At 54.2% G+C, this 20,134-nt stretch carries 19 protein-coding genes; 15 read left to right on the forward strand and 4 right to left on the reverse strand.

Features of this window, described 5'->3' with window-relative positions:
- Positions 1–14: 14 nt before the first annotated feature.
- The 3 genes from ACQ76X_RS10515 (at position 15) to ACQ76X_RS10525 (ending at position 3,342) form a co-directional block, all read left to right on the forward strand.
- On the forward strand, positions 15–1,307 hold the full coding sequence (locus ACQ76X_RS10515) for a DNA polymerase IV (RefSeq protein ID WP_438493577.1): 1,293 nt from the start codon (positions 15–17) through the stop codon (positions 1,305–1,307).
- 159 nt (positions 1,308–1,466) lie between these two features.
- Positions 1,467–1,709, forward strand: coding sequence for a ferredoxin (locus tag ACQ76X_RS10520; protein WP_076112325.1), 243 nt, complete (start codon positions 1,467–1,469; stop codon positions 1,707–1,709).
- A gap of 166 nt (positions 1,710–1,875) precedes the next feature.
- Positions 1,876–3,342, forward strand: a complete 1,467-nt coding sequence (locus tag ACQ76X_RS10525; RefSeq protein ID WP_438493579.1) for a L,D-transpeptidase — start codon at positions 1,876–1,878, stop codon at positions 3,340–3,342.
- Here the strand turns inward: ACQ76X_RS10525 and ACQ76X_RS10530 are convergent.
- A complete protein-coding gene (locus tag ACQ76X_RS10530) occupies positions 3,339–3,476 on the reverse strand; it encodes a hypothetical protein (protein WP_179091796.1) in 138 nt (45 codons plus the stop codon). The two genes, ACQ76X_RS10525 and ACQ76X_RS10530, sit on opposite strands and share 4 nt — an antisense overlap.
- A gap of 210 nt (positions 3,477–3,686) precedes the next feature.
- Here ACQ76X_RS10530 and ACQ76X_RS10535 point away from each other — a divergent pair, with 210 nt between their 5' ends.
- The 6 genes from ACQ76X_RS10535 (at position 3,687) to ACQ76X_RS10560 (ending at position 9,375) form a co-directional block, all read left to right on the forward strand.
- Complete coding sequence (locus ACQ76X_RS10535; RefSeq protein ID WP_438493581.1) at positions 3,687–4,781, forward strand: quinone-dependent dihydroorotate dehydrogenase; 1,095 nt, start codon at positions 3,687–3,689, stop codon at positions 4,779–4,781.
- Between the two features lie 28 nt (positions 4,782–4,809).
- Positions 4,810–5,622, forward strand: a complete 813-nt coding sequence (locus ACQ76X_RS10540; RefSeq protein ID WP_038589698.1) for a GTP pyrophosphokinase — start codon at positions 4,810–4,812, stop codon at positions 5,620–5,622.
- Positions 5,612–6,067, forward strand: coding sequence for a DUF309 domain-containing protein (locus ACQ76X_RS10545; RefSeq protein ID WP_438493873.1), 456 nt, complete (start codon positions 5,612–5,614; stop codon positions 6,065–6,067). Before ACQ76X_RS10540 ends, ACQ76X_RS10545 begins: the two co-directional genes overlap by 11 nt.
- Positions 6,068–6,165: 98 nt before the next feature.
- On the forward strand, positions 6,166–7,692 hold the full coding sequence (locus ACQ76X_RS10550) for an RsmB/NOP family class I SAM-dependent RNA methyltransferase (protein WP_438493584.1): 1,527 nt from the start codon (positions 6,166–6,168) through the stop codon (positions 7,690–7,692).
- 3 nt (positions 7,693–7,695) lie between these two features.
- Positions 7,696–8,460 (forward strand): pseudouridine synthase, encoded by a 765-nt coding sequence (locus tag ACQ76X_RS10555; protein WP_438493586.1) that lies wholly within the window; start codon positions 7,696–7,698, stop codon positions 8,458–8,460.
- A 114-nt stretch (positions 8,461–8,574) separates the two neighbouring features.
- Complete coding sequence (locus tag ACQ76X_RS10560; protein WP_342439562.1) at positions 8,575–9,375, forward strand: Cof-type HAD-IIB family hydrolase; 801 nt, start codon at positions 8,575–8,577, stop codon at positions 9,373–9,375.
- A gap of 249 nt (positions 9,376–9,624) precedes the next feature.
- Here the strand turns inward: ACQ76X_RS10560 and ACQ76X_RS10565 are convergent, their stop codons facing one another.
- Together ACQ76X_RS10565 and ACQ76X_RS10570 are read right to left on the reverse strand one after the other, a co-directional pair.
- Entirely contained in the window at positions 9,625–9,714 is a 90-nt protein-coding gene (locus tag ACQ76X_RS10565; RefSeq protein ID WP_218642532.1) for a YjcZ family sporulation protein, read from the reverse strand.
- A gap of 113 nt (positions 9,715–9,827) precedes the next feature.
- A complete protein-coding gene (locus ACQ76X_RS10570) occupies positions 9,828–11,222 on the reverse strand; it encodes an RsmF rRNA methyltransferase first C-terminal domain-containing protein (protein WP_438493874.1) in 1,395 nt (464 codons plus the stop codon).
- 184 nt (positions 11,223–11,406) lie between these two features.
- On the opposite strand from ACQ76X_RS10570, the gene ACQ76X_RS10575 reads away from it, so the two are divergent.
- The 3 genes from ACQ76X_RS10575 to ACQ76X_RS10585 are packed head-to-tail and all read left to right on the forward strand — an operon-like array spanning position 11,407 to position 17,286.
- Positions 11,407–12,543 (forward strand): glycosyltransferase family 4 protein, encoded by a 1,137-nt coding sequence (locus tag ACQ76X_RS10575; protein WP_038589703.1) that lies wholly within the window; start codon positions 11,407–11,409, stop codon positions 12,541–12,543.
- Positions 12,494–13,945 (forward strand): metallophosphoesterase family protein, encoded by a 1,452-nt coding sequence (locus ACQ76X_RS10580; protein WP_438493589.1) that lies wholly within the window; start codon positions 12,494–12,496, stop codon positions 13,943–13,945. Before ACQ76X_RS10575 ends, ACQ76X_RS10580 begins: the two co-directional genes overlap by 50 nt.
- Positions 13,942–17,286, forward strand: coding sequence for an AAA family ATPase (locus tag ACQ76X_RS10585; protein ID WP_438493591.1), 3,345 nt, complete (start codon positions 13,942–13,944; stop codon positions 17,284–17,286). The genes ACQ76X_RS10580 and ACQ76X_RS10585 overlap by 4 nt, the downstream gene beginning before the upstream one ends.
- 141 nt (positions 17,287–17,427) lie before the next feature.
- Here the strand turns inward: ACQ76X_RS10585 and ACQ76X_RS10590 are convergent, their stop codons facing one another.
- Entirely contained in the window at positions 17,428–18,549 is a 1,122-nt protein-coding gene (locus ACQ76X_RS10590; RefSeq protein ID WP_438493593.1) for a YkvI family membrane protein, read from the reverse strand.
- Positions 18,550–18,729: 180 nt separating this feature from the next.
- Between ACQ76X_RS10590 and ACQ76X_RS10595 the strand changes: the two genes are divergently transcribed.
- The 3 genes from ACQ76X_RS10595 to ACQ76X_RS10605 all read left to right on the forward strand — a co-directional run bounded on the left by ACQ76X_RS10595 (position 18,730) and on the right by ACQ76X_RS10605 (position 20,081).
- Entirely contained in the window at positions 18,730–19,302 is a 573-nt protein-coding gene (locus ACQ76X_RS10595; RefSeq protein ID WP_038589705.1) for a xanthine phosphoribosyltransferase, read from the forward strand.
- 105 nt (positions 19,303–19,407) lie between these two features.
- Complete coding sequence (locus tag ACQ76X_RS10600; protein WP_038589706.1) at positions 19,408–19,725, forward strand: hypothetical protein; 318 nt, start codon at positions 19,408–19,410, stop codon at positions 19,723–19,725.
- Positions 19,726–19,862: 137 nt separating this feature from the next.
- Positions 19,863–20,081, forward strand: coding sequence for a hypothetical protein (locus tag ACQ76X_RS10605; RefSeq protein WP_076112335.1), 219 nt, complete (start codon positions 19,863–19,865; stop codon positions 20,079–20,081).
- The last annotated feature ends 53 nt before the right edge of the window (positions 20,082–20,134 follow it).

Genomic DNA, 20,134 nt, shown 5'->3' on the forward strand with positions numbered 1-20,134 from the left:
AGAAGGTAGATATTGTGCAGAACGTGGATCAGTATTACCCAACGAGCGGCAGGGTTATTCTACATGTGGATATGAATGCTTTCTACTGCTCAGTGCATGAGGCGGAGGATCCGGAGCAATACAAAGGCAAACCGACGGCGGTTGCCGGAAGCGTGGAGCTACGAAGAGGGATTATTGTCACCTGCTCCTATGCTGCACGCAGGCTGGGAATCTCAACAGGCATGCAGGTGCAGAAGGCACTCCGGATTTGTCCATCGTTAATTGTTATTCAACCGAACTTTCATCTATACCGCAAGTATTCGAATGCATTCATGCAGATTGCCTACAGCTATACTCCGCTGCTTGAAGCAGTCTCAATAGACGAATGTTATCTCGACATTACCGGCTCCAGACAGTTCGGGACTCCACTGGAGATTGCCGGGGCCATCCAGCGCCGGATCATGGAGGAGCTGGGGCTGCCTTGCTCCATTGGGGTTGCCCCCAATAAGCTGCTGGCCAAAATTGCCTCGGATCTGAAAAAGCCCAACGGAATCTCCGTCCTCCGGCTGCGTGATGTGCCGGATGTTTTGTGGAACAAGCCATGTAATGAAATGTTCGGCATCGGCGGAAAAACAGCCGAAAAGCTCCGGAAGCTTGGCATCTACAGCATCGGCCAGCTGGCTGCGGCCGATGAGAAGATGCTGGTGGATTATTTCGGGGTCATGGGCTCATGGCTGAAACGGGCGGGCAACGGTATTGACCACGGCATTGTGAATCCCGAGCGCGAACAGAGCAAGTCGATCGGGCATACGACAACCTTGCCGAGAGATGTAGTCGGTCTGGCAGAGGCCCGGCCAATTCTGCTGAATCTTAGCGACCAGGTTGCCCGGCGGCTGAGGAAGCAGGGCTTGGTGGCAGCAGGTGTGCAGCTTACGATCCGCACACCCGACATGAAGACCATTACCCGGTCGCGCCAGCTGGAGACTCCTTCAGAAAGTGCTGAAGACATCTATAAGACGGTGTGCGAGCAGTTTGCTAAGCACTGGAAGGGGGACAAGCCGGTGCGTCTGCTGGGTGTTACCCTGCAGGGACTGAGCCCCAAGGAGGACTCCGCTATCCAGCTGGATTTGTTCGATTATGAACGTCAGCCGAAGAAGGAGTCCCTGAACAAAACGATGGATATGCTGCGCAACAAATTTGGCGAGAATGCGGTGCTGACGGCCGGCATGCTCAGTGACAGCCACTCGGCCCGCCTCCGCAATCATAAGGAGCGCGGCACCTCACTGCAGAAGGACAATCTTGAAAGTGTTGATCCTGATAAAACATGAGAAAAGCCTTGCCCGGCACGGACATTCAAGCAATGGCATATGCGTCGAAAATGGAAACGAATTGAAAACTCATTGAAATTGTATTCTATTTATATTAATATGAGAAAAATAACAGGCTGCTACAGCAGGCTGTATTGTTTAACGGGAGGCAGAGAAAAAATGGCTAAATACACTTGGGTCGAAAAAGATACTTGCATCGCTTGTGGTGCTTGTGGCGCGACGGCTCCTGATATTTTTGATTATGATGATGAAGGTTTGGCAGAAGTGATCTACGAGAATGACAGCAATCGCGGGTGTACTGTAATTCCGGATGATTTGTTCGACGATTTGCAGGATTCTGCAGATGGATGCCCAACGGACTCCATCAAAATTGCGGATGCTCCTTTTAATAAAGAAGGTTAATCCAAGAGGTTTTTCGTTGACTACAGGATATAAGGATCGCTCAGCGCGAACCTTATATTTACATAAAGACATCTCTTCGCCGGCGTAAATTCGGTTGGGGGATGTCTTTTTTTGATGGACTGACCGATATATATAAGGAAAGAATCACAAACCCGCGGAGGCCCCGATGAAAAACTCGCAGCATCTTAAGGCGTATGTTCAGTTGCATCCTGAAAACAAGATGGCATGGTACTTGCTTGGTAAGGAATACTATAAGAACGGCCAGCAAGGCAAAGCGAATTACTGCTTCAATCAGGCCGGTGAAGTATACGAAGCTTTCGAGCACAGCAAGGTGCCGGCCGAAATGCTGCGTGAATATGAAGACGGCCTGCTTCAGGCTGCCCGGCAGCGTCACCAGAACAAGCAGAGAATGCGCCGTATTCTGCTTACACTAGTTCTGCTGCTGCTGGTGTTTCTGCCGGATGCAGCTGCGCCGGGTACCCTTCCCGGTTTCGGTGAAACGGACAACTCGGCTCCAGAGATTGCCGGCGGAGCTCCGGTAGATTTACCGGAGGAACTTACGGCAACGTCGGTGCCTGAGACTGGAGTACAGCTGGCCCCGGATCCGGTAAAGCTGGCCTTTACGGCACAGCCGGGGGACGCTGCCGGACCTGGCAAGGCGCTGGCGGGCTTGCTGCAGAGCAGCCAGCCGACCGGCTCAACGGCGATCCTGCGAATGGAGCGCTCCGGCAAATGGCTTATATGGAAGAAGAAACTGCCGCTCGAGGCTACGCTGGAGAAGAGTGAGGAAGGACGAATTGTATACCAATCCTACAATTCGGCGGTCTGTGCCTGCCAGCCCCCGGATTCAGCAGAGCTGAAGAAGCAGGCGGCAGGATGGCAGGAGGACCAGGAGGAGCTGGCAGTGCTGTGGAGCGCCATGCGATCCTACAAGAGCAGCAAGGGCGTGCTGCCGAAATCCCTTGGGGAGCTGGAGGCGCCGTTTCCGGGAAATTGGCTGGGTGGAACGACTCCGCTGATGAAAGCGAAGTTTGCCTCGCTGCGTGCGGCAGCTTCCCCAGCAGTCCCGCAGGCCCCGGCGGCTACTGCCAAGCCCGATACTGCCACGGCAACGGGGATTCCTGCAGCTGGCCAGAGCGGCAATTCTCCTGGAGCAAGCGGTGATGCGGCGGCGGAAATGCCCTTTTTTACAGGACCGCTGACTATTATTGTAGATAAACAAAAACACCGCCTGGCAGTGACCAGCGGCTCGATAATTCTGCGGAACTATGAGATTGGACTCGGCGGCGACAAAACACCTGAAGGGACTTTTACGATCACAGACAAGGTGGTCAATCCGAATGGCCATGACAACGGGGAATTCGGCAGCCGCGGGATGCAGCTCTCGGACAGCAACTATGCCATACACGGCACAAATGAGCCTGACAGCATAGGCAAAGATGAATCGCTGGGATGTATCCGGATGAACCGCAAAGATGTGGAGGAATTATTCGCCATGGTACCGATGGGAACGAAGGTTCAGATTACTAAAGGGGTTCTGCCTGAGGAGCTGCTGCTTCCGGAGGAAGCCTATCCCTCTGGAGCACCTCAAAATCAGACCAACCCCCACAAAGTCTACCACTGGCTGAATTAATTACCTGCTACAAGAAATAGAACAATAATAAGAAGAATCAGCAAGGCCAGACTTACACTAATCCACAGGATTGCTTTGCGGTTGACTTCTTCCTTCTTCTGCTGGAGTGTAGGAGGTTTGCGTTTAGTTGACATACTGGTCATCCTTCTTTCTCTCTTGATCGGTGATTACCCTTACATTGTAATGCGTTTGCAAGAAAAATACTATACTCTGCATTTCGCTCGCAGGCATCACCTGGGCAAAAAACTTTTCTTTTCTTCCCGAAACGGATAAAATTAAGAAGAAACCTATAGAAACGGGGAGTCGCGGGACATCACGTATTATCCCTTGAAGGAGCGAGAACGGTGCTGTATCGAAATTTAGGTAAACCAATTTTCTTTAAAATGGACCCGGAGAAGGCACATCATCTCGTTATAGGCGGTTTGAACAAAGCGGCCTTGGTTCCGGGCGGCAGCGCGGCCATGCGCTTGATGTACGGCGTTCCAGAGACAGCCGATCTTGCGGTAGACCTGTTCGGTCTGCATTTCCCCACTCCGGTGGGTCTTGCGGCAGGACTGGATAAGAACGCTGAAGCGGTGGGCGGCTTCTCATCAATTGGCTTCGGATTTATGGAAGTGGGTACGGTTACGCCCAAGAGCCAGCCGGGCAATGACAGTCCGCGGTTGTTCCGTCTTCTTCCGGACGAAGCACTGATTAACCGGATGGGCTTCAATAATGAAGGTGCAGAGGCCATGGCCCAGCGGCTGAAGGTGCTGAAGAAACGCAGAATTCCTGTGGCGGTCAATATCGGGCGCAATAAAGTGACCCCAAATGAATCAGCACATGAGGACTACCGGCAGTGTATCCGTACGCTTTATCCGTACGGTGATTTTTTTGTGGTTAATATCAGCTCTCCGAATACACCGGATTTGCGGAGTCTCCAGCATGGCAGTGAATTATCGAACCTGCTGGCCCAAGTGAAAGAGGAAATGGAACTCCAGCGTGAGAAAAGCGGTATGGCCAAAAGTCTGCTGGTCAAGATTGCTCCCGATGTCAGCGACACCGAGCTTGAATATATGGTACATACACTCTCTGAAGCCGGCGTGGACGGCGTGATCGCTACGAACACCACGCTCAACCGCGAGGGGCTGAAGAGTGACAAAGCCGGAGAGACAGGGGGCCTCAGCGGCAAACCGCTGCGCGACCGTTCCACGGAGATTATCCGCAGCATTTATCGCCAGACCGGCGGCAAGCTGCCGATTATTGGTTCAGGCGGTATTTTTACCAGCCAGGATGCTTATGACAAAATCCGGGCAGGTGCCAGCCTGGTTGAAATTTATACAGCTCTCATCTATGAAGGACCGGAGGTTAACCGTAGTGTGCATGCCGGACTTAGGCAGCTTCTGCGGCGGGACGGATTCCGTAATATCCTAGAAGCGGTGGGCGCTGATCATCACTGAAGGATGAATGGACAGGAGGACGAAGGCGATGGACGGCAGGGACTGGGGAACTTTTTTGCTTCCATATGAACAGACTGTGGAGGAACTCAAGGTTAAATTCAAGACGATGCGCTCGGAGCTCAAGAAGAGAGAGGAATATACGCCGATCGAGTTCGTAACCGGACGCGTGAAGCGGCTGTCCAGCATTCTGGAGAAGGCCAAGCGGCTGAATGTGAAGATGGAAGATCTGGAGACAGGCATTGAGGATATCGCCGGCATACGCATCATGTGCCAATTCGTTGAGGATATCCGCAGAGTGGCGGAGTATATCCGTGCCCGCAAGGATCTTGAAGTGCTTTACGAGAAGGACTACATCACCAATTACAAGGAAAGCGGCTACCGCAGCTTCCATATGATTATTAAATATCCTGTTCAGACGGCTCTGGGGCAAAAGATTGTGCTCGCCGAGATTCAAATCCGCACACTGGCGATGAATTTCTGGGCAACCATCGAGCATTCGCTGAACTATAAATACCGTGAAAGCCTACCTGATGAAATGCGGGTGCGGCTCAAGACGGCGGCAGAGGCCGCTTCCATACTGGACAGTGAAATGTCCAGCATCCGTGAAGAAATTCTGGAGGCTCAAAAAACCTTCGAAGAAAATTCCAATATGACGACTCAATTGCTCAAGGCGATTCATCAATTGTATTTCTATCATCTGGTGAACGAGGCAATTGAAAGCCAGGAACGTTTCAACGTGATCTGGCAGGCGCAGGATATGGATGCGATGAAGGAATTGCTGGACCATGTGCGTGAGCTGCTCTCTAATGCGAAGAAGGACAGTCTGCCGGATGGTCTATGAACCGCTGTATCTGGCGTACCTGGTCTATTTTAATAGAGACAGAGATTATTTCGAATGTCATGAGGTGCTTGAAGAGCTGTGGCTGGCCAAAGACCGTGATCCGCTGTACAAAGCACTTCTTCAGGTAGCGGTCGGGTTGTATCATTTCCGCAACGGGAATGTGCGAGGCGGGAGGATTATGCTGGGCGGGGCACATAATGTGCTGCAGAAGTATCCGGATAAAACGCTGGGGATTCATCTTGCGAAGCTTGTACAGGAGACTGGTGAGTATGTCCGCAAGCTGGCAGGCTATGATGTACAGCCGTTTCCCTATTATGATCTGACCCTTGAAATTGCAGATCCCGGTCTGGAAGAGGCTGTAAAGATTGCAGCTGCCCGGATTATACCCAACTTGCCGCAGCGCAGGGGGCCCCAGCGGCCGGCTCACTCACCGCACCGCAAATGAAGCAATAAATACAGCAAGACAACAAGGAGCACTCCACCGGGGTGTTCCTTGAATTATTCATTCCTACATTCAGAAACAAAAAGCAGGAGGAAAGCAACATGGCGGCACAATTGCCCGGCTCGTTCACGCAGCGGATGAAAGAACTGTTGGGAACGGAGTATGAACAATTTGCGGAGACCTACAAGGAAACTCCTTATGGCGGCATCCGCGCCAATACCTTGAAAATATCGGTGAAGGACCTGCTGGCGCTAGCACCTTTGGAGCTGGAGCCGATTCCCTGGTGTCCGACCGGATTTTATACCGAGGAAGGCGCCAGACCTGGCAAACATCCGTATTACCATGCCGGCCTGTATTACATTCAGGAGCCGAGTGCAATGGCTCCTGTAGAGCTGCTTGATGTGCAGCCAGGTGACCGGGTGCTGGATTTATGTGCCGCACCGGGCGGCAAATCTACGCAGATCGCCGCTAAGCTGCAAGGCGAAGGTCTTCTGGTCAGCAATGATCTTCATCCGGAGCGGACTAAGGCTTTGGCCAAAAATTTGGAGCTTTATGGAGTCCGCAATGGCATTGTACTGAATGAAAGCCCGGAACGGATCGCAGCGGCATTCCCCGGGTTCTTTGACCGGATTCTAATCGACGCGCCATGCTCCGGTGAAGGCATGTTCCGCAAGGATGAAGACATGGTGAAGCAGTGGGAGCCGGGAACGCCAGAGAAATATGCGGCGATGCAGCGGGACATTCTTGTCTCTGCCGCTGCGGCGCTGAAGCCCGGCGGGACATTGGTCTATTCGACCTGCACGTTTGCGGTAGAAGAGAATGAGGGGACGATAGCCGGTTTTCTGGCCGCACATCCCCGGTTCTCACCGGTTCCGGCAGGCGGCACCGGCTCTTTCGCGCCGGGGTTCGGCGAATTGCCGGAGACGGCCCGTCTGTGGCCGCATAAGGTCAAGGGCGAGGGGCATTTCATGGCCGTGCTGCGCCATGATGGAAGCCTCGCTCCGGAAGAGGAGGGCGGAAACCGGGACATTGCGCTTGGGATCGCTGCGAGGAACAAGTCAGGCAAAGCATCACCTTCAGCTAAAGCAGCTGGAGGCAAAACAGAAAGAGGACGCGGCGGCAAAGGCGGCCGTGCATTCGGCAAATCCGGCAACGGCTCCGGCAGAGAACAGCAAAGCATAGGAGAAGAGGCACTGCTTGCCGCTTATGCCGATTTCTTCAAGGAGCAGCTCGGCTGGCAGCCTGCGGGATATCCCGTATGGTTCGGTGAACATTTGTACATCTCGCCATTGCCGAAGGAAGCCTTGGATGGACTGAAGACGATCCGTCCAGGCTGGTATGTAGGTCATGTGCGCAACGGCCGGTTTATTCCCGGGCATCCGCTCGCTACCGCCCTGCACCCGGATGAGAGTTGCCGCAGTCTTTCCCTGTCCAGCAGCAGCGGTGAAGCGGTCTCCTATCTTAAAGGCGAAACGTTGTCCATTCCGGCAGAACGACTGTCTGTGAAGTCAGGCAGTGCACTCAAAGGGTATGTGCTGGTCTGTATCGACGGGTACAGCGCTGGCTGGGCGAAGTGGCAGGACGGAATGTTGAAGAATGAATATCCGGCTGGCTGGAGGTGGACATAAGGCATGGGGGCATCGGGAAATAACGCTAAGAAACAACGGATCGATAAAGTGCTGTCCCATATGGGCGCAGGTTCCCGCAGTGACATCCGCAAGCAGGCGAAGCAGGGATTGATTACTGTTAATGGGATTGTGGTAAAGGACAGCGGGTTTCATGTTGACCCCTATCTTGACAGAGTAGAGCTCAATGGGGAGCCGATTCTGTACCGCGAGCATATTTATCTGATGATGAACAAGCCCCCGGGTGTCCTGTCTGCTACAGAAGACAAACGGGACCGGACTGTTCTTGATTTATTGAAGCCGGCGTATGCGCAGTTCGAGCCATTTCCGGTCGGGAGACTGGACAAGGATACGGTTGGACTCCTGCTGCTTACCAATGACGGCAAGCTCGCCCATGAGCTGCTGTCCCCGCGAAAACATGTGCCGAAGACGTATGAGGCTATCGTGGAGGGCGAAGTAGACGCAACAGATGTGGCTGCATTTGCCGCCGGTGTGGAGCTGGAAGATGGTTATGTGACTCTCCCGGCACAGCTGAGTATCCTTGGCAGAGAGCGCGGCAGCAAAATCACCTCACAAATCTCCCTAACCATTACCGAAGGGAAATTCCATCAGGTGAAGCGGATGTTTATTGCGGTAGGCAAAAAAGTGACGTTTCTGAAGCGGGTGTCTATGGGGGAGTTGAAGCTGGACGAAAGCCTGCCATTGGGCGCTTGCCGGGAGTTGACGGCAGAAGAGCTGAGTCTGCTCGGTGCAGACGGCCGGGAAGCATGAGAAATAGCCCCGCTGCTGATTTAATACCGGCTTAATTAAAGTACGTGTCTTAGTTGACGGGGGTTTTGTAAACTTTCATATATAGATATAAAAGACAGACAAGGATGGTGGGGTATGAGATACAAACTGATTGCGCTGGATGTAGACGGAACACTGTTGAATGATGATCACCACTTAAGTGATGAGAACAAAGAGGCAATTGCTGAGGTTACGCGGCTGGGCGGACAGATAGTATTATGCACAGGCCGCAGCCCGCAGAACTCGATTCCATTTATGGAAGAAATGGGCCTGTCAGGGTATGTGCTGGGCCACAACGGAGCGGCGACGGTCCGTGTCAATGACCGCAAAGTGCTGCATCAATTCGGGCTGGATGCCCGTGGACTCGACCCTTACATTGATTATTGCCGGCAGCATGATATCCATTTCGATGTTAATACCGCTTTTGATATGTACGTCGATAATGTGGAGAATTTGACCCAAGAGGCTAATTTTATGTACGAGCACTTCCGGATTATGCCTGCTTCGCTGCCGGCCTGGGAGGATTTCCGTGAACCGATTGTAAAATTTACGGTTTTCACCCAGTCGGACATTCTGGATGAAGCACAACGTGAATGGGGCACTTGGACGCAGCAGTACAACATTTTGCGCAGCGGTGAATTTTTTGTAGACTTCATGCATCCCGAGGCTTCCAAGGGGAATGCGCTGAAGAATCTGGCTGTGCAGCTTGGGATTCCTCAGGAGGAAGTCTTATCAATCGGGAATTATTATAATGATATTTCGATGCTTACCTACGCCGGACTGGGTGTTGCGATGGACAATTCACCACTCGAGGTCAAAGCAGCGGCAAACGCGGTTACTGGAACCAACAACGACAGCGGGGTCCGCGACGCGCTGGTGAAGTACTGCCTATCGTAATACTTGAGAAAGTATGAAATAAGTGAGCGTGAAGTAAGAATATAAATGTGAAAGCATAGACTAGTGCCCTGAGGCGCTGGTTTATGCTTTTTTTCTGCTTATTTGATCTGCTTTATCAATCTGCGATCACTGATAAAACATTGCTAGATATAAACAGCCGTGAACTAGAAATGCAAAAAAGCGGCTGCACCGCCTCTTAAAGGGACGGCGGGCCGCTTGGTACCACTGTGCGTTGCTGCTTGAGCGGAATTAGACAAACAACGAACGGGAAATGATGACAAGTAAAATAAAGAGCACCAAAATCGCACCGGTCGATGTAAAGCCTGGATGTGCACCCATGTCTGATTCCTCCCTTAACTCATGTCTAGTTCCCATGCCGCGCTGTTATGCTGGGGCGTCTTTGGGATAATGTCATCATATGCCGGGGGAGGCCTCACGAACTGGTCAGTTGCCTATTGCTCGTCAATATGGGCTTTTAGGATCCGCAGCCCTTTGGGCAGGTGATTCTTCAGTTGACCGGAGCTGGCTTTGCCCCAGCCAACGGGAAGTCCGTCAACGGTGACCAGTGTCCAGCCGTGCAGCTCAGCCGGAACCGGCAGGCTCTCTCCGCGCAGCCAGACCTGAATTTCATGACTATCGGCCGCAAGGTCCCAGCTACGGGCAGCTTGACTGGGCTGAAGAGACATTGCCAGAGCATGGGCCGGTTCGATCCGGTTTTTCTTCAGATGGGCCACATGCAGCCCGGCCCGCGGGATTTTGAGGCCTTCTAGCAGACCGGTATGCAGGCTAGCGTTAAATGTCTCCGGGAGCAGGTACAAGGATTCTCCAAAGAGCAGAGGCACACCCTGGCCGGTGAATCCTGGCAGATGCTCTGCTGCCCAGCCCAGAAACTGCTGGTAAGCATCGCGCACGGAGGAGGTTGTTCGCGGGCTGTTTTTGCCCCGTCCGCTGCCCCGTTTGCTGCGGCTATTCGCAGTTTCTTCTGCAGGTGCCTTGCGCAGCAAGGCGACGAAATGTCCTTCGCCTTTCTCCAGATGCGGCCAGAGGCGTTTCTCGGTAATCAGCTCCATATCGGGATAATGCTCTATAAACCGGGCGATGGTGTCTTCATTCTCGCTGCGGTTGAAGGTACAGGTCGAATACGCCAGGCAGCCGCCCGGTTTCAGCATGATATAGGCATCCTGCAAAATATCCCATTGTCTTGCCGCACACATCTCGACATGGCCCGGAGACCATTCGCTTACAGCAGCGGGATCTTTGCGGAACATACCTTCACCAGAACAGGGGGCATCCAGCATTATCCGGTCGAAGACCTGCGGGAAACGCCGTGACAGCTCCCCTGGAGCTGCACTGGTCACCAGTGCGTGGGAGATGCCGTGGCGTTCGACGTTTTCGGCCAGAATTTTGGCCCGTTCGGGATGGATCTCATTGGATATAAGCAGACCTTGCCCCTGCATTAGAGAGGCGATATGTGTCGTCTTCCCGCCGGGAGCGGCGGCAAGATCCAGCACCGTCTCACCGGGAAGCGGCCCCAGCAGCTCGGCCGCGGACATTGCCGAGGGCTCCTGAATATAATATAGTCCGGCGGTATGGTAGGGATGCCGTCCGGGCCGGGCCGGATGTTCGTAGTAATACCCTGAGGGGCACCAAGGTACCGGTGTAAGGCCGAACAAGGAAACCGTATGTTCGGCAGCGCGGACGCCGGTTCCAAGCCGGCTTTTTAAAGTGTTGAATCGCAGACCCTGGGTCCGCAGCAAAGTATAGCTTTGCAGAAAAGCGTCCGCCTCCTGCCCCAGCATTTCTCTCATGGCAGTGGTGTAAGCGGCGGGCAGCTGTTCTTCCGTCATCATTCATTCTCCTCATGTCAAAATCAATTCAGGCTCAAGTGTTCTTCTTGGTTGCTGTTTCAGGTGGATACCGATAAAATCAAGGTATGGGACCTTTGCGTACCAGTAATTGTACATATTTATTACTATATCATAATTGCCGGGCCTCACCGTAATCAGGGCAATTGTAAAGGGGATGTACCAGATGAACTTGCTGCAAGCGCTATTCTTCCCGCCGGAACAGCCCGGTGGGGTATCTTCAATGATTCCTTATCTCCAGGAACGTTTCCGTTCCAGCCGCTGGGATATGGATCTCTTCTGGTTGCCCAAACGGATTCGCGGCAAGGGGCGCGAAGAGATTGTATTTGAGACCTTTGATTGGACTAAGTATGGCGAAAGTCCGGTTGTACAAAAATATATTCAGACCTACCGCGATTATATATGGTGGACGAAGCTGCGGATGAGTAAAAAGTATGATCTGATCCATGCACATCATCCGATTGCCGGTCTAGCGATGAAAAAGATCTATCCGGAAATCCCGCTGATCCAGACCCTCCATTCCAGCTATGAACGTGAGCTGATTCTGAATGGAATCATTGAAGAAGGCGGTCCGGAGCATCAATTTCTTGTCTCGGTGTACCGTGAGCTGGAGCATGTCAGTGACCGCCTGATGACGGTTTCACGCTCTTTTGCCGATTATTTGGCGCCATATATTGACCAGCCTTCGAGCGTTGGCGTCATTCCAAACGGCTTCGATGAGAAAAGATTCAAGCCTGTTCCGCATGATAACAGCATCCCGCAATTGGTGACCGTAACCCGGCTTGTGCCGGCCAAAGGGATAGATACGTTGTTTAAAGCTTGTGCCGAGCTGAACAAACGGGGACATGAGTATGTGCTGCACATCATTGGGGATGGTCCCAGCCGCGGTGAGCTGGAGTCACTAGCCCAGAATCTGGGCATTTATAATGAGACGATTTTTTACGGATACACTTTGCATCCGGAAGAATTCATGCCTTTCTTTGATATTTTTGTACTCCCTTCACGCGCGGAAGCCTTTGGCTCGGTGTTTGCGGAGGCGGCGCTCAGCTGTCTGGCTCTTGTCGGCACGAATGTGGGAGGGATTCCGGAACAAATTGAAGACGGGGTGAACGGACTTCTGGTCAATCCTGACGATGAGGTGGCACTGGCGGATGCGCTGGAAAAAGTAATCAGCGATCCGGGTTACCGCTATGAGCTGTCCCGTTCGGCTTGGGATAAAGCAAAAAGCCTGTATTCGCTAACCCGGGTGGCCAATGAGCTCAAAAAAACCTATCTGCAATATCAGCCGGGAACGAAAGGGTGAGCAGATGATTCCTTTTCGTTTCCTGCATGCCGCGGATCTGCACCTAGACAGCCGTTTTGCCGGATTGGCGCAGCTTCCGCAGGCTATACGCTCCTATTTACGGGAGTCTACCTTCGCCGCCCTCGGGCGGCTTGTTAACGTAGCCGTTCATGAAGAAGTTGATTTTGTGGTCATTAGCGGGGATGTGTACGATGTCTCCGATGCTTCGCTGCAGGGACAGCTGCGGTTTCAGGAAGCGCTGCAGGAATTGGGAAGGCATGGCATCCAGGTCTTTCTGATTCACGGCAACCATGATCCGCTCGACGGGCCGCGTCTGGCAACAGAACCACCGGAGCATGTCACTGTGTTTAGTTCAGGAGAGCCGGGACAGGCCATCGCCCGCCGTCGGAGCGACGGGAAGGAGGCTGCTGTGGTCAGCGGAATTTCCTATCCAACAGCAAAGGTAACGGAGAATACTGCCTTGAAATTTAGCCGCAGGCCCGGAAGCAGCCTGTTTCATATTGCGCTGCTGCATGGCAACGTGGATGGGGATCTTCAGCACGAAACCTATTCCCCCTGCACCCGCAAGGATTTGATCAGCCGGGGATTCGACTATTGGGCGCTGGGACATATACATAAACGCAGTATTCTGCATGAGCGTCCGTCTATTGTGTATCCGGGCAATATCCAGGGCCGCAGCATTAAAGAGACCGGACCCAAAGGTTGTTATGTGGTGGATGTGGATGAAGCAGGAGCTGCATCGCTCCAGTTTCATGAACTGGATTCCGTCCGCTGGCAGGTGCGGGAGATTTCCATTGAAGGATTGGCGGATGAGGTGAAATGGATTGAAGCTGTCGAGCAGGCAATTGAAGAAATCAGGAATGAGCTTCCGCAAATGATGTCGGTTGTGCGGTTTCGGCTTACAGGCAGGGGAGGCGTGCACAGGATACTGGCAGAAAAGGGTGCGGCGGATGATTTGCTCTCTGAGCTGCAGCGGCGTGAGGCTAAACGTGCGGAGCGGAAAGAATATGCCGGTCTCGTGTGGACAGAGGGTTTCTCGGTGGAAACGGGTCTGGCGATAGACCGGGAACGGCTGCTGCAGGAGGACAGCTTCCTGGGTGAAATGCTGCGGCTGTCGGGGCGCAGCGGGGAGACGGCAGAAGGACTGGATGAACTGATCGGAAGTGCATTGAAGCCGCTCATGGAGAACCAGGAGCTCCGCAGACTGCTATCCTCGGTAGATGAAGAGGAGAAACGGGGCTGGCTGAAAAGCGCGTCAGAGCTGGGGATTACACTGCTTAGCGGGGTGGAAGAGACCGCTGAGGGGGAAAAAGCAGACATCAGACTGCCAGGTGCAACGGATACAGCCAGCGGAGGGACCGGGCATTCCCCCGACCGGCAGGAGCGGGGGAGTACAGGATGAAGATACAGCATGTGCAGATCGGAGGTTTCGGGCGTCTGCATAACCGGGAACTGGAGCTGCAGGAGGGCGTAACCGTTCTGTTTGGACGTAATGAGGCCGGTAAAAGTACTACGATGCAGTTCATCCGGGCGATGCTTTTTGGGATCCCGACCAGGGTGAATCTGGCGGAAAGATATGAGCCGGCACAGGGTGGTCTGCATGGCGGCATGCTGACGGCGAATGACGAGCAGGGAGGCCTATGGAGAATCCGCCGTTATGCCGCAGGTGGAGAGACGGCGGGACGCAGCGAAAAGCTGAACATTACTGTCAGCTATCCGGATGGACGGTCCGAGGAAGTGGGGCAAGCGGAAATGGAGCGCCGTCTGCTCGGCGGCATTTCCAGAAGCATGTTCCGGCAGCTGTTTGCCGTGTCGCTGGACGAGCTTCAGGAGCTTGGGGCACTGCAGTCCGAGGAGATGAGCAGCTATCTGTTCCATGCCGGGATGGGCGGTGGCGGCGAAATTATGCGGGCCGAGCGGCGATTGATCCAGGAAGCCGAGAAGCTGTATAAGCCGCGCGGCAAAGTGCAGGATGCGGCCAAAATCCTGCAAAGCATCGACAAGCTGGAACGTGAAATGGCTGAGAGCCGTTCTTATCTTCCCCGGTATAATGAGAATACTGCTGCTTTGGATAATGCGCAGCTGGAGCTGGCGAGGCTGGAAAAGTTGCGGACTTCCACCGGGGAGATGCTGGTCAAACTGCGGAAGGTGCAGGACATCCGCGAGCTGTGGCTCAAGTGGCGGGAAGCGGGGCTGGAGCTGGCAGAGCTGCCGGTGATTGAGATCTTTCCGGAGAACGGTGCAGTTCGCTGGCAGTCCCTTGAAGGGGAGATCCGCAGCAGCGAAGCAGCGGTATTCCGCATGGAGCGTCTGGAGCAGGAGCTTATCGCTGAGCTTGCCCAGCATCCGCCGGATCTGTTGCTGATTGCACAAGGACCGGCACTTGAGCGTCTGGACCGCCGGCGTTCCAGTTATGAGGACCGGAGGGCTGAACGCCAGCGTCTCACGGGCGAGCTTGCTGCGCTGCATGAGCATCTGGAGCGCATCCTGCGCGGGATTGGCGCAGGCTGGAGCCTAGCCGAGCTGGCGGACTTCTCCGGTGCGGCGGCGGATCGTGAAGCCGCACGGCGCTTCGTGGCATCCTTCGCCGGGTATGACCGGCGAATGGAAGCGCGTGAGGCGGAGCGGCAGAGCCTCCGCTCCCGTCTCGCCGCCGCGGGCGCTGCGCTGCAGGCGGCGGAACGTTCGCTTGCACGCGAGCACGCAAGCGGCGCCGCGGACTTCGCGGGCCTCGCCCCGCGCAGCCCGCGTGAAGTGCTGCAGCTATGGGACGAGCTGCAGCAGGCCGCCGAGCGCTGGCGCGAAGCGCAGCTCGGCGGGGCAGGGCCGCGCAGCGGCCCCAGCGCCGGTGGCGGCTCCGGCGCGGGAGAGCGCCGGGCTGCGCTGTACCGGCGCTTGCTTGCGGCAGGCGCAGCGCTGACGCTGCTGCTGCCGGCTGCGCTGTACCTGACCGGTGCGCCGCCGGTCAGCGCCTGGACCGCGCTCGGCCTATTGGCCGCCGCGGACCTGGCCCTGTGGGCCGGTCTGCACGCCGCGCGCAGACCGGGAACGTCCCCGCCGGAGCATGGCGGGGACGGGAGCGTGGCCGCAGCGGAGATGCTGCGGCTGCGCGGGCTGCTGCTCTCCGGTGCGGAGCCGGAGAGTGCTTTAAGCCGGCCGGGCCGCAGGCCGGCGGCAGCGCCCAGCCCTGAAGCAAGCGGGCTGGAGGCTGGCATGAAGGAGCTTCGCAGGCTCATGGAAGCCTGGAATGCCTGGCGGCAGCGGGTGGAACGGCTGGCCGGGGAACGGGAAACCTGCCTGACAGAGGTTGAGACGCTCTCCGGGCAGGAGCGGGCGCTGGCTGAAGAGATGGACCGTGCTGAGGCTGAATTTACCCAGCTGGATGAGAGCTATGAAACATGGCTGCGCCAGCACAGATTGCCGGAAGGCTTGTCGCCCGAAGGGCTGCCGGATATATTCGCCAGAGTGGAGCAGGGGAACGAGCTGCTGCGCCAGGAGAGCAAACTGGCGGCACGGCTTAAAGAGCTGCAAGAAGAGTGCGCTGCTTATGAGCAAGAATGCCTGGATTTATGGCATGAGGCAGCACCCGGGGGCGAACTGTCATCAGCTGCCGCCGACAACGCTGCAGCAAGCACAGCAGATCTCTCGGGTTTGTTGCCATCCGTAAATACTGAGGTTTTATCCCTGAACGATACAGCAAGTACAGGTAATACACGGGTTCTGCCATTAATAGAACCTGTCGCTGGAACTGCCGCGCTCACTTTGCTGAGCTGGCTGGAGATCAGGAAGCGGGATTGGGACCAGCTCAAGACGGAACTGCTCCGCCGGGAAGCTGCCCAAGAGCGGCTGCATGAAGTACAGGCGGAGCTTGCCGGGGGCCGTCAAGCACTTGAGGTATTGAATGAGCGCAGCGGCAGATTGCTGCAGGAGGGCGGTGCTACGGACGGCGAGGAATTTCTGCGCCGTTCGTCAGCCGTGCAGCGGCGTCTGGAGCTGACCAGATCGATCCGCCAGTGGGAGCTGGCCATGTTCGGTGGATGGGAGAACGGGGAAGCGGTTGAACTGCAGAAGCTGCTGGAGCATCATGATGCTGCTGCGCTGGAGCGGGAACGGTCCGCAGCGGAGGATGCTGCGGCAAGTATTGAGGAAGAACGTAATACGCTGCTTCAGCACCGGGGCAAGCTGCTGCAGGAGCGCGAGTATTTGAAGGAGCGCTGCCTGGAAGACACAGTCCTCCAGCAGTTGGAGGAGCAGCGGGCGGCGCTGAAGCTTCTGGCCGGACAGTATGCTGTATCAGCCTTGGCGGCCGAATTGATGGGAAGGACGCGCCGCATCTACGAGCAGGAGAAGCAGCCGCAGGTACTGCAGCTGGCTTCGGCGTATTTCAACAAGCTGACGGAAGGGGAATACCTGAGAATCGTGATGACGCTTGGGCACAAGGAGTTGAAGGCGGAGCATAAGGATGCCGGGCTTCTGGACAGCGGACTGCTCAGCCGGGGAACGGCGGAGCAGCTATATCTGGCTATCCGCCTGGCCTTGGCAGAGACGATGACCCGTCAGGCCAGCCTGCCGCTGCTCTTCGATGACCTGTTCGTCAACTTTGATGAACGCCGCCTGCATGCGGCACTGGCACTGATCGGTGAATTGTCAATTTCCCGGCAGATTGTCATGATGACCTGTCACCGGCATGTAGCCGAAGCGGCTGTACGTTTGATACCGGCAGCCGCTGTGATCTCTGTATAGAAACTGAACGGCTGCGAACTAAGCGGCCGTACAGCTTTTTAAAAATATAAGAAATCATATGCTTCACGCTATAAATTATCCTTCTAGTTCTCGCTGAAGTGGATTTATCCGGAGGGAATAGTTGCTTCATCCTTCCAGCTGTTATTTCCGTGTGAATCGAATCACCGGTTTGACAGCTACAATAGTGATGGCTTTACCTTCCGGGTTGGAAGGGTCAGCTATCCGGGGCGGAGGAGACATAGGCGCGCGCAGCAGCATAATAACCCAGACTAGCGCCAAGGCACCGAATATAGGGTAGAAAACTCCCAATAGTGAGCTGAAGCCAAATTGGCTGAATAAATAACAGATCAGCATCAGCAGGGGAGTGACGAGGGACGGGGCGATGGGCAGATGCTGCTTAAGCTGTACTCCAACTCCATAGATATTGGCTACAAAAGTGCTGAAGATTTCCAGAAAGATCAGCAGCAGATAAATGCTCTGCACAAGGGGGCCTAGCCGGAAGGCGATGCTGCCCATAGGGATTTCAAACTGCAGGATGCCAGGCATTTGCGAGCTCATGGCAAAATGAGCGGCCAGCAGCATGAACCCGATCCCTGCCCCGCCGAGGATGCCGCCCCGCACCAGGGATTTTTCATCATCGGTATGGCGGGCCAGCGGAACAAGCACGGCTTGGGCCATCCCGAGGTTGAAGGCGGTATAGAGCAGTGGCGACATCCACGCCCCGAAGATGCTGCGATCGGTTTCAAGAAACAGAAAGCGCCCTGCTCCCGGCACACCGAGCGTATTGGAAATGATGATTAGCGACAAAGTAAGCATTAAGGGCACGACAACACTGTTGATTTGCAGGATCCCGGAAATTCCGCGTTTCAGTAAAAAGTATGAGCCGAATATTGTAATCAACAGACCTGCCTGGAACGGCAATCCCAGATTCTCCTGAAATATCGCCCCTGCCCCTGCCAGCATGATGCTGTTGACTGCGACGAGAACGATCAAGGTAAAGAGGCTGATGCTGCTGCCAACCCGCTCGCCGAAGAGATGGCGGTTAAAGTCTTCATAAGAATCGGCTTCGATGCGCCGGGCAATCACCATCATCTTGGTGCCCAGCCAAATAAAGAGCACCGTCGCGAGCAGAATGGTTAATACCGCCCAGTGGCCGTACCGGGTGAAAAACCGGAGGATTTCCTGGCCGGTGGCAAATCCGGCGCCTACAATGGTGCCAATATAAGTGAAAGCGATTTGCAATGTGCGGACATGGGACTTCATGGCTCGCCTCCTTCAATGCTATGAATATAAAAAATGGGCAGCGCCCGCAGGATTGCCTTGTGCAGTCCGTATAGTACAGGTTATGATGAGGAACAGAAGGACATGACTTCCGCCTAATGGCAAATGGGTGTATTAGAGTGGAATGTCTGAAATTATAAAGGGTAATGGAGGTTCAAAGTCATGGAAGTATTGAAACAGCGGATTTTGCAGGAAGGGGTCGTCGTTTCGGATCAGGTACTGAAACTAGACGGTCTGCTCAACCATCAGGTGGATCCCATGCTGACGATGGAAATGGGACGGGAGTTTGCCGGGAGATTTGCGGACGCCGGAGTTACGCGGGTAGTTACCGTGGAGTCCTCGGGTATTGCCGTGGCATTTGCCACCGCTTATGAAATGAAGGTACCGCTTGTTTTTGCCCGCCGCAAAAAAACATTGCTGGCCGATCCTGATGCTTTATGCGAAAGAGTACCATCGTTCACCAAGGGAATCGTTACTGATATTATGCTGTCCCGCCAGTATATCTCCCCGGATGATAAGATTCTTTTTATTGATGATATTATCGCCAATGGTGATGCAGCGCGCGGACTGATCAAGATCATCCAGCGTTCAGGGGCCGAACTGGTTGGACTGGGCGTAGTGGTGGAAAAAAGCTTTCAGGCAGGAGCCCGCACCATCCGGGAACAGGGCATCCGTCTGGAGTCGCTGGTCAGAATTATGTCTCTAAGTGAAGGAACAATAGTCTTTGGCGACTAAGCAGTGGCAATTAATAGGTGTATAGCCTATTTTTAAAACATCTGCTTTTCACCCTATGACTTTTCCTTTATAATAAACATTAGACATAGGAGAGGAGGCGTCACAATGGGGAAAGAACCGGTGACAGAGCAATTCTTTATAGATAAATTATCCGAGGCCAAGGATCATTTCGAGCGTGCGCTGGATTGTAAACACACGGAGTTCGACGATCTGTATCCCTATATGATTGAACATCCTCAATTTTTCTGGTACAAACGTTATGTAGCTTGGTCGGAGCTTTTGACAATCACAGGTTTGTGTAAAGAACTGGATTTCAACTGGAAACAGAACTTCAGTGATCATCAGGTTGAATATCTGGAAGAACGTGTGATGTCCGCTAAAGTTCTTGATTTCTGGTTTGAGAAGAATGAAGCGCTGATATAGTATCTTCATAAGACATACAGAATTGCTTTCTAGTAAGGAACTGAGGCCCAGATGATTTATCATTCGGGCCTTTTTCATGAGTGAATTGCGGGAGACAATGGACAAGCTAACTAACGGAGAGAGGGGAGTATAACCACATGATCAGTGATGAACAGTTGGATGCGTACCGGATATCCGGAGAGAAAATACGTGTCGTACGTGATGCGTTGGAGAGCAATGACGTCAAGGGTATTGTATTGGCCTGGGACGAGTCACAGGTGATGGTGCGCCGTCCCAATAAGCGGGTAGTGAAGCTTGACCGTAATTACGTGTATCAGCCTTTCTCGGAGCCTAGACAAGATCCGGACAATATATAAGCAACTAACAGCATGACAGCCCTTGTCCGGTTATGGATAAGGGCTGTCATTAT

Origin of the sequence: Paenibacillus sp. IHBB 3054 (assembly GCF_051594305.1) — a bacterium.
Classification (GTDB): Bacteria; Bacillota; Bacilli; order Paenibacillales; family Paenibacillaceae; genus Paenibacillus_AQ.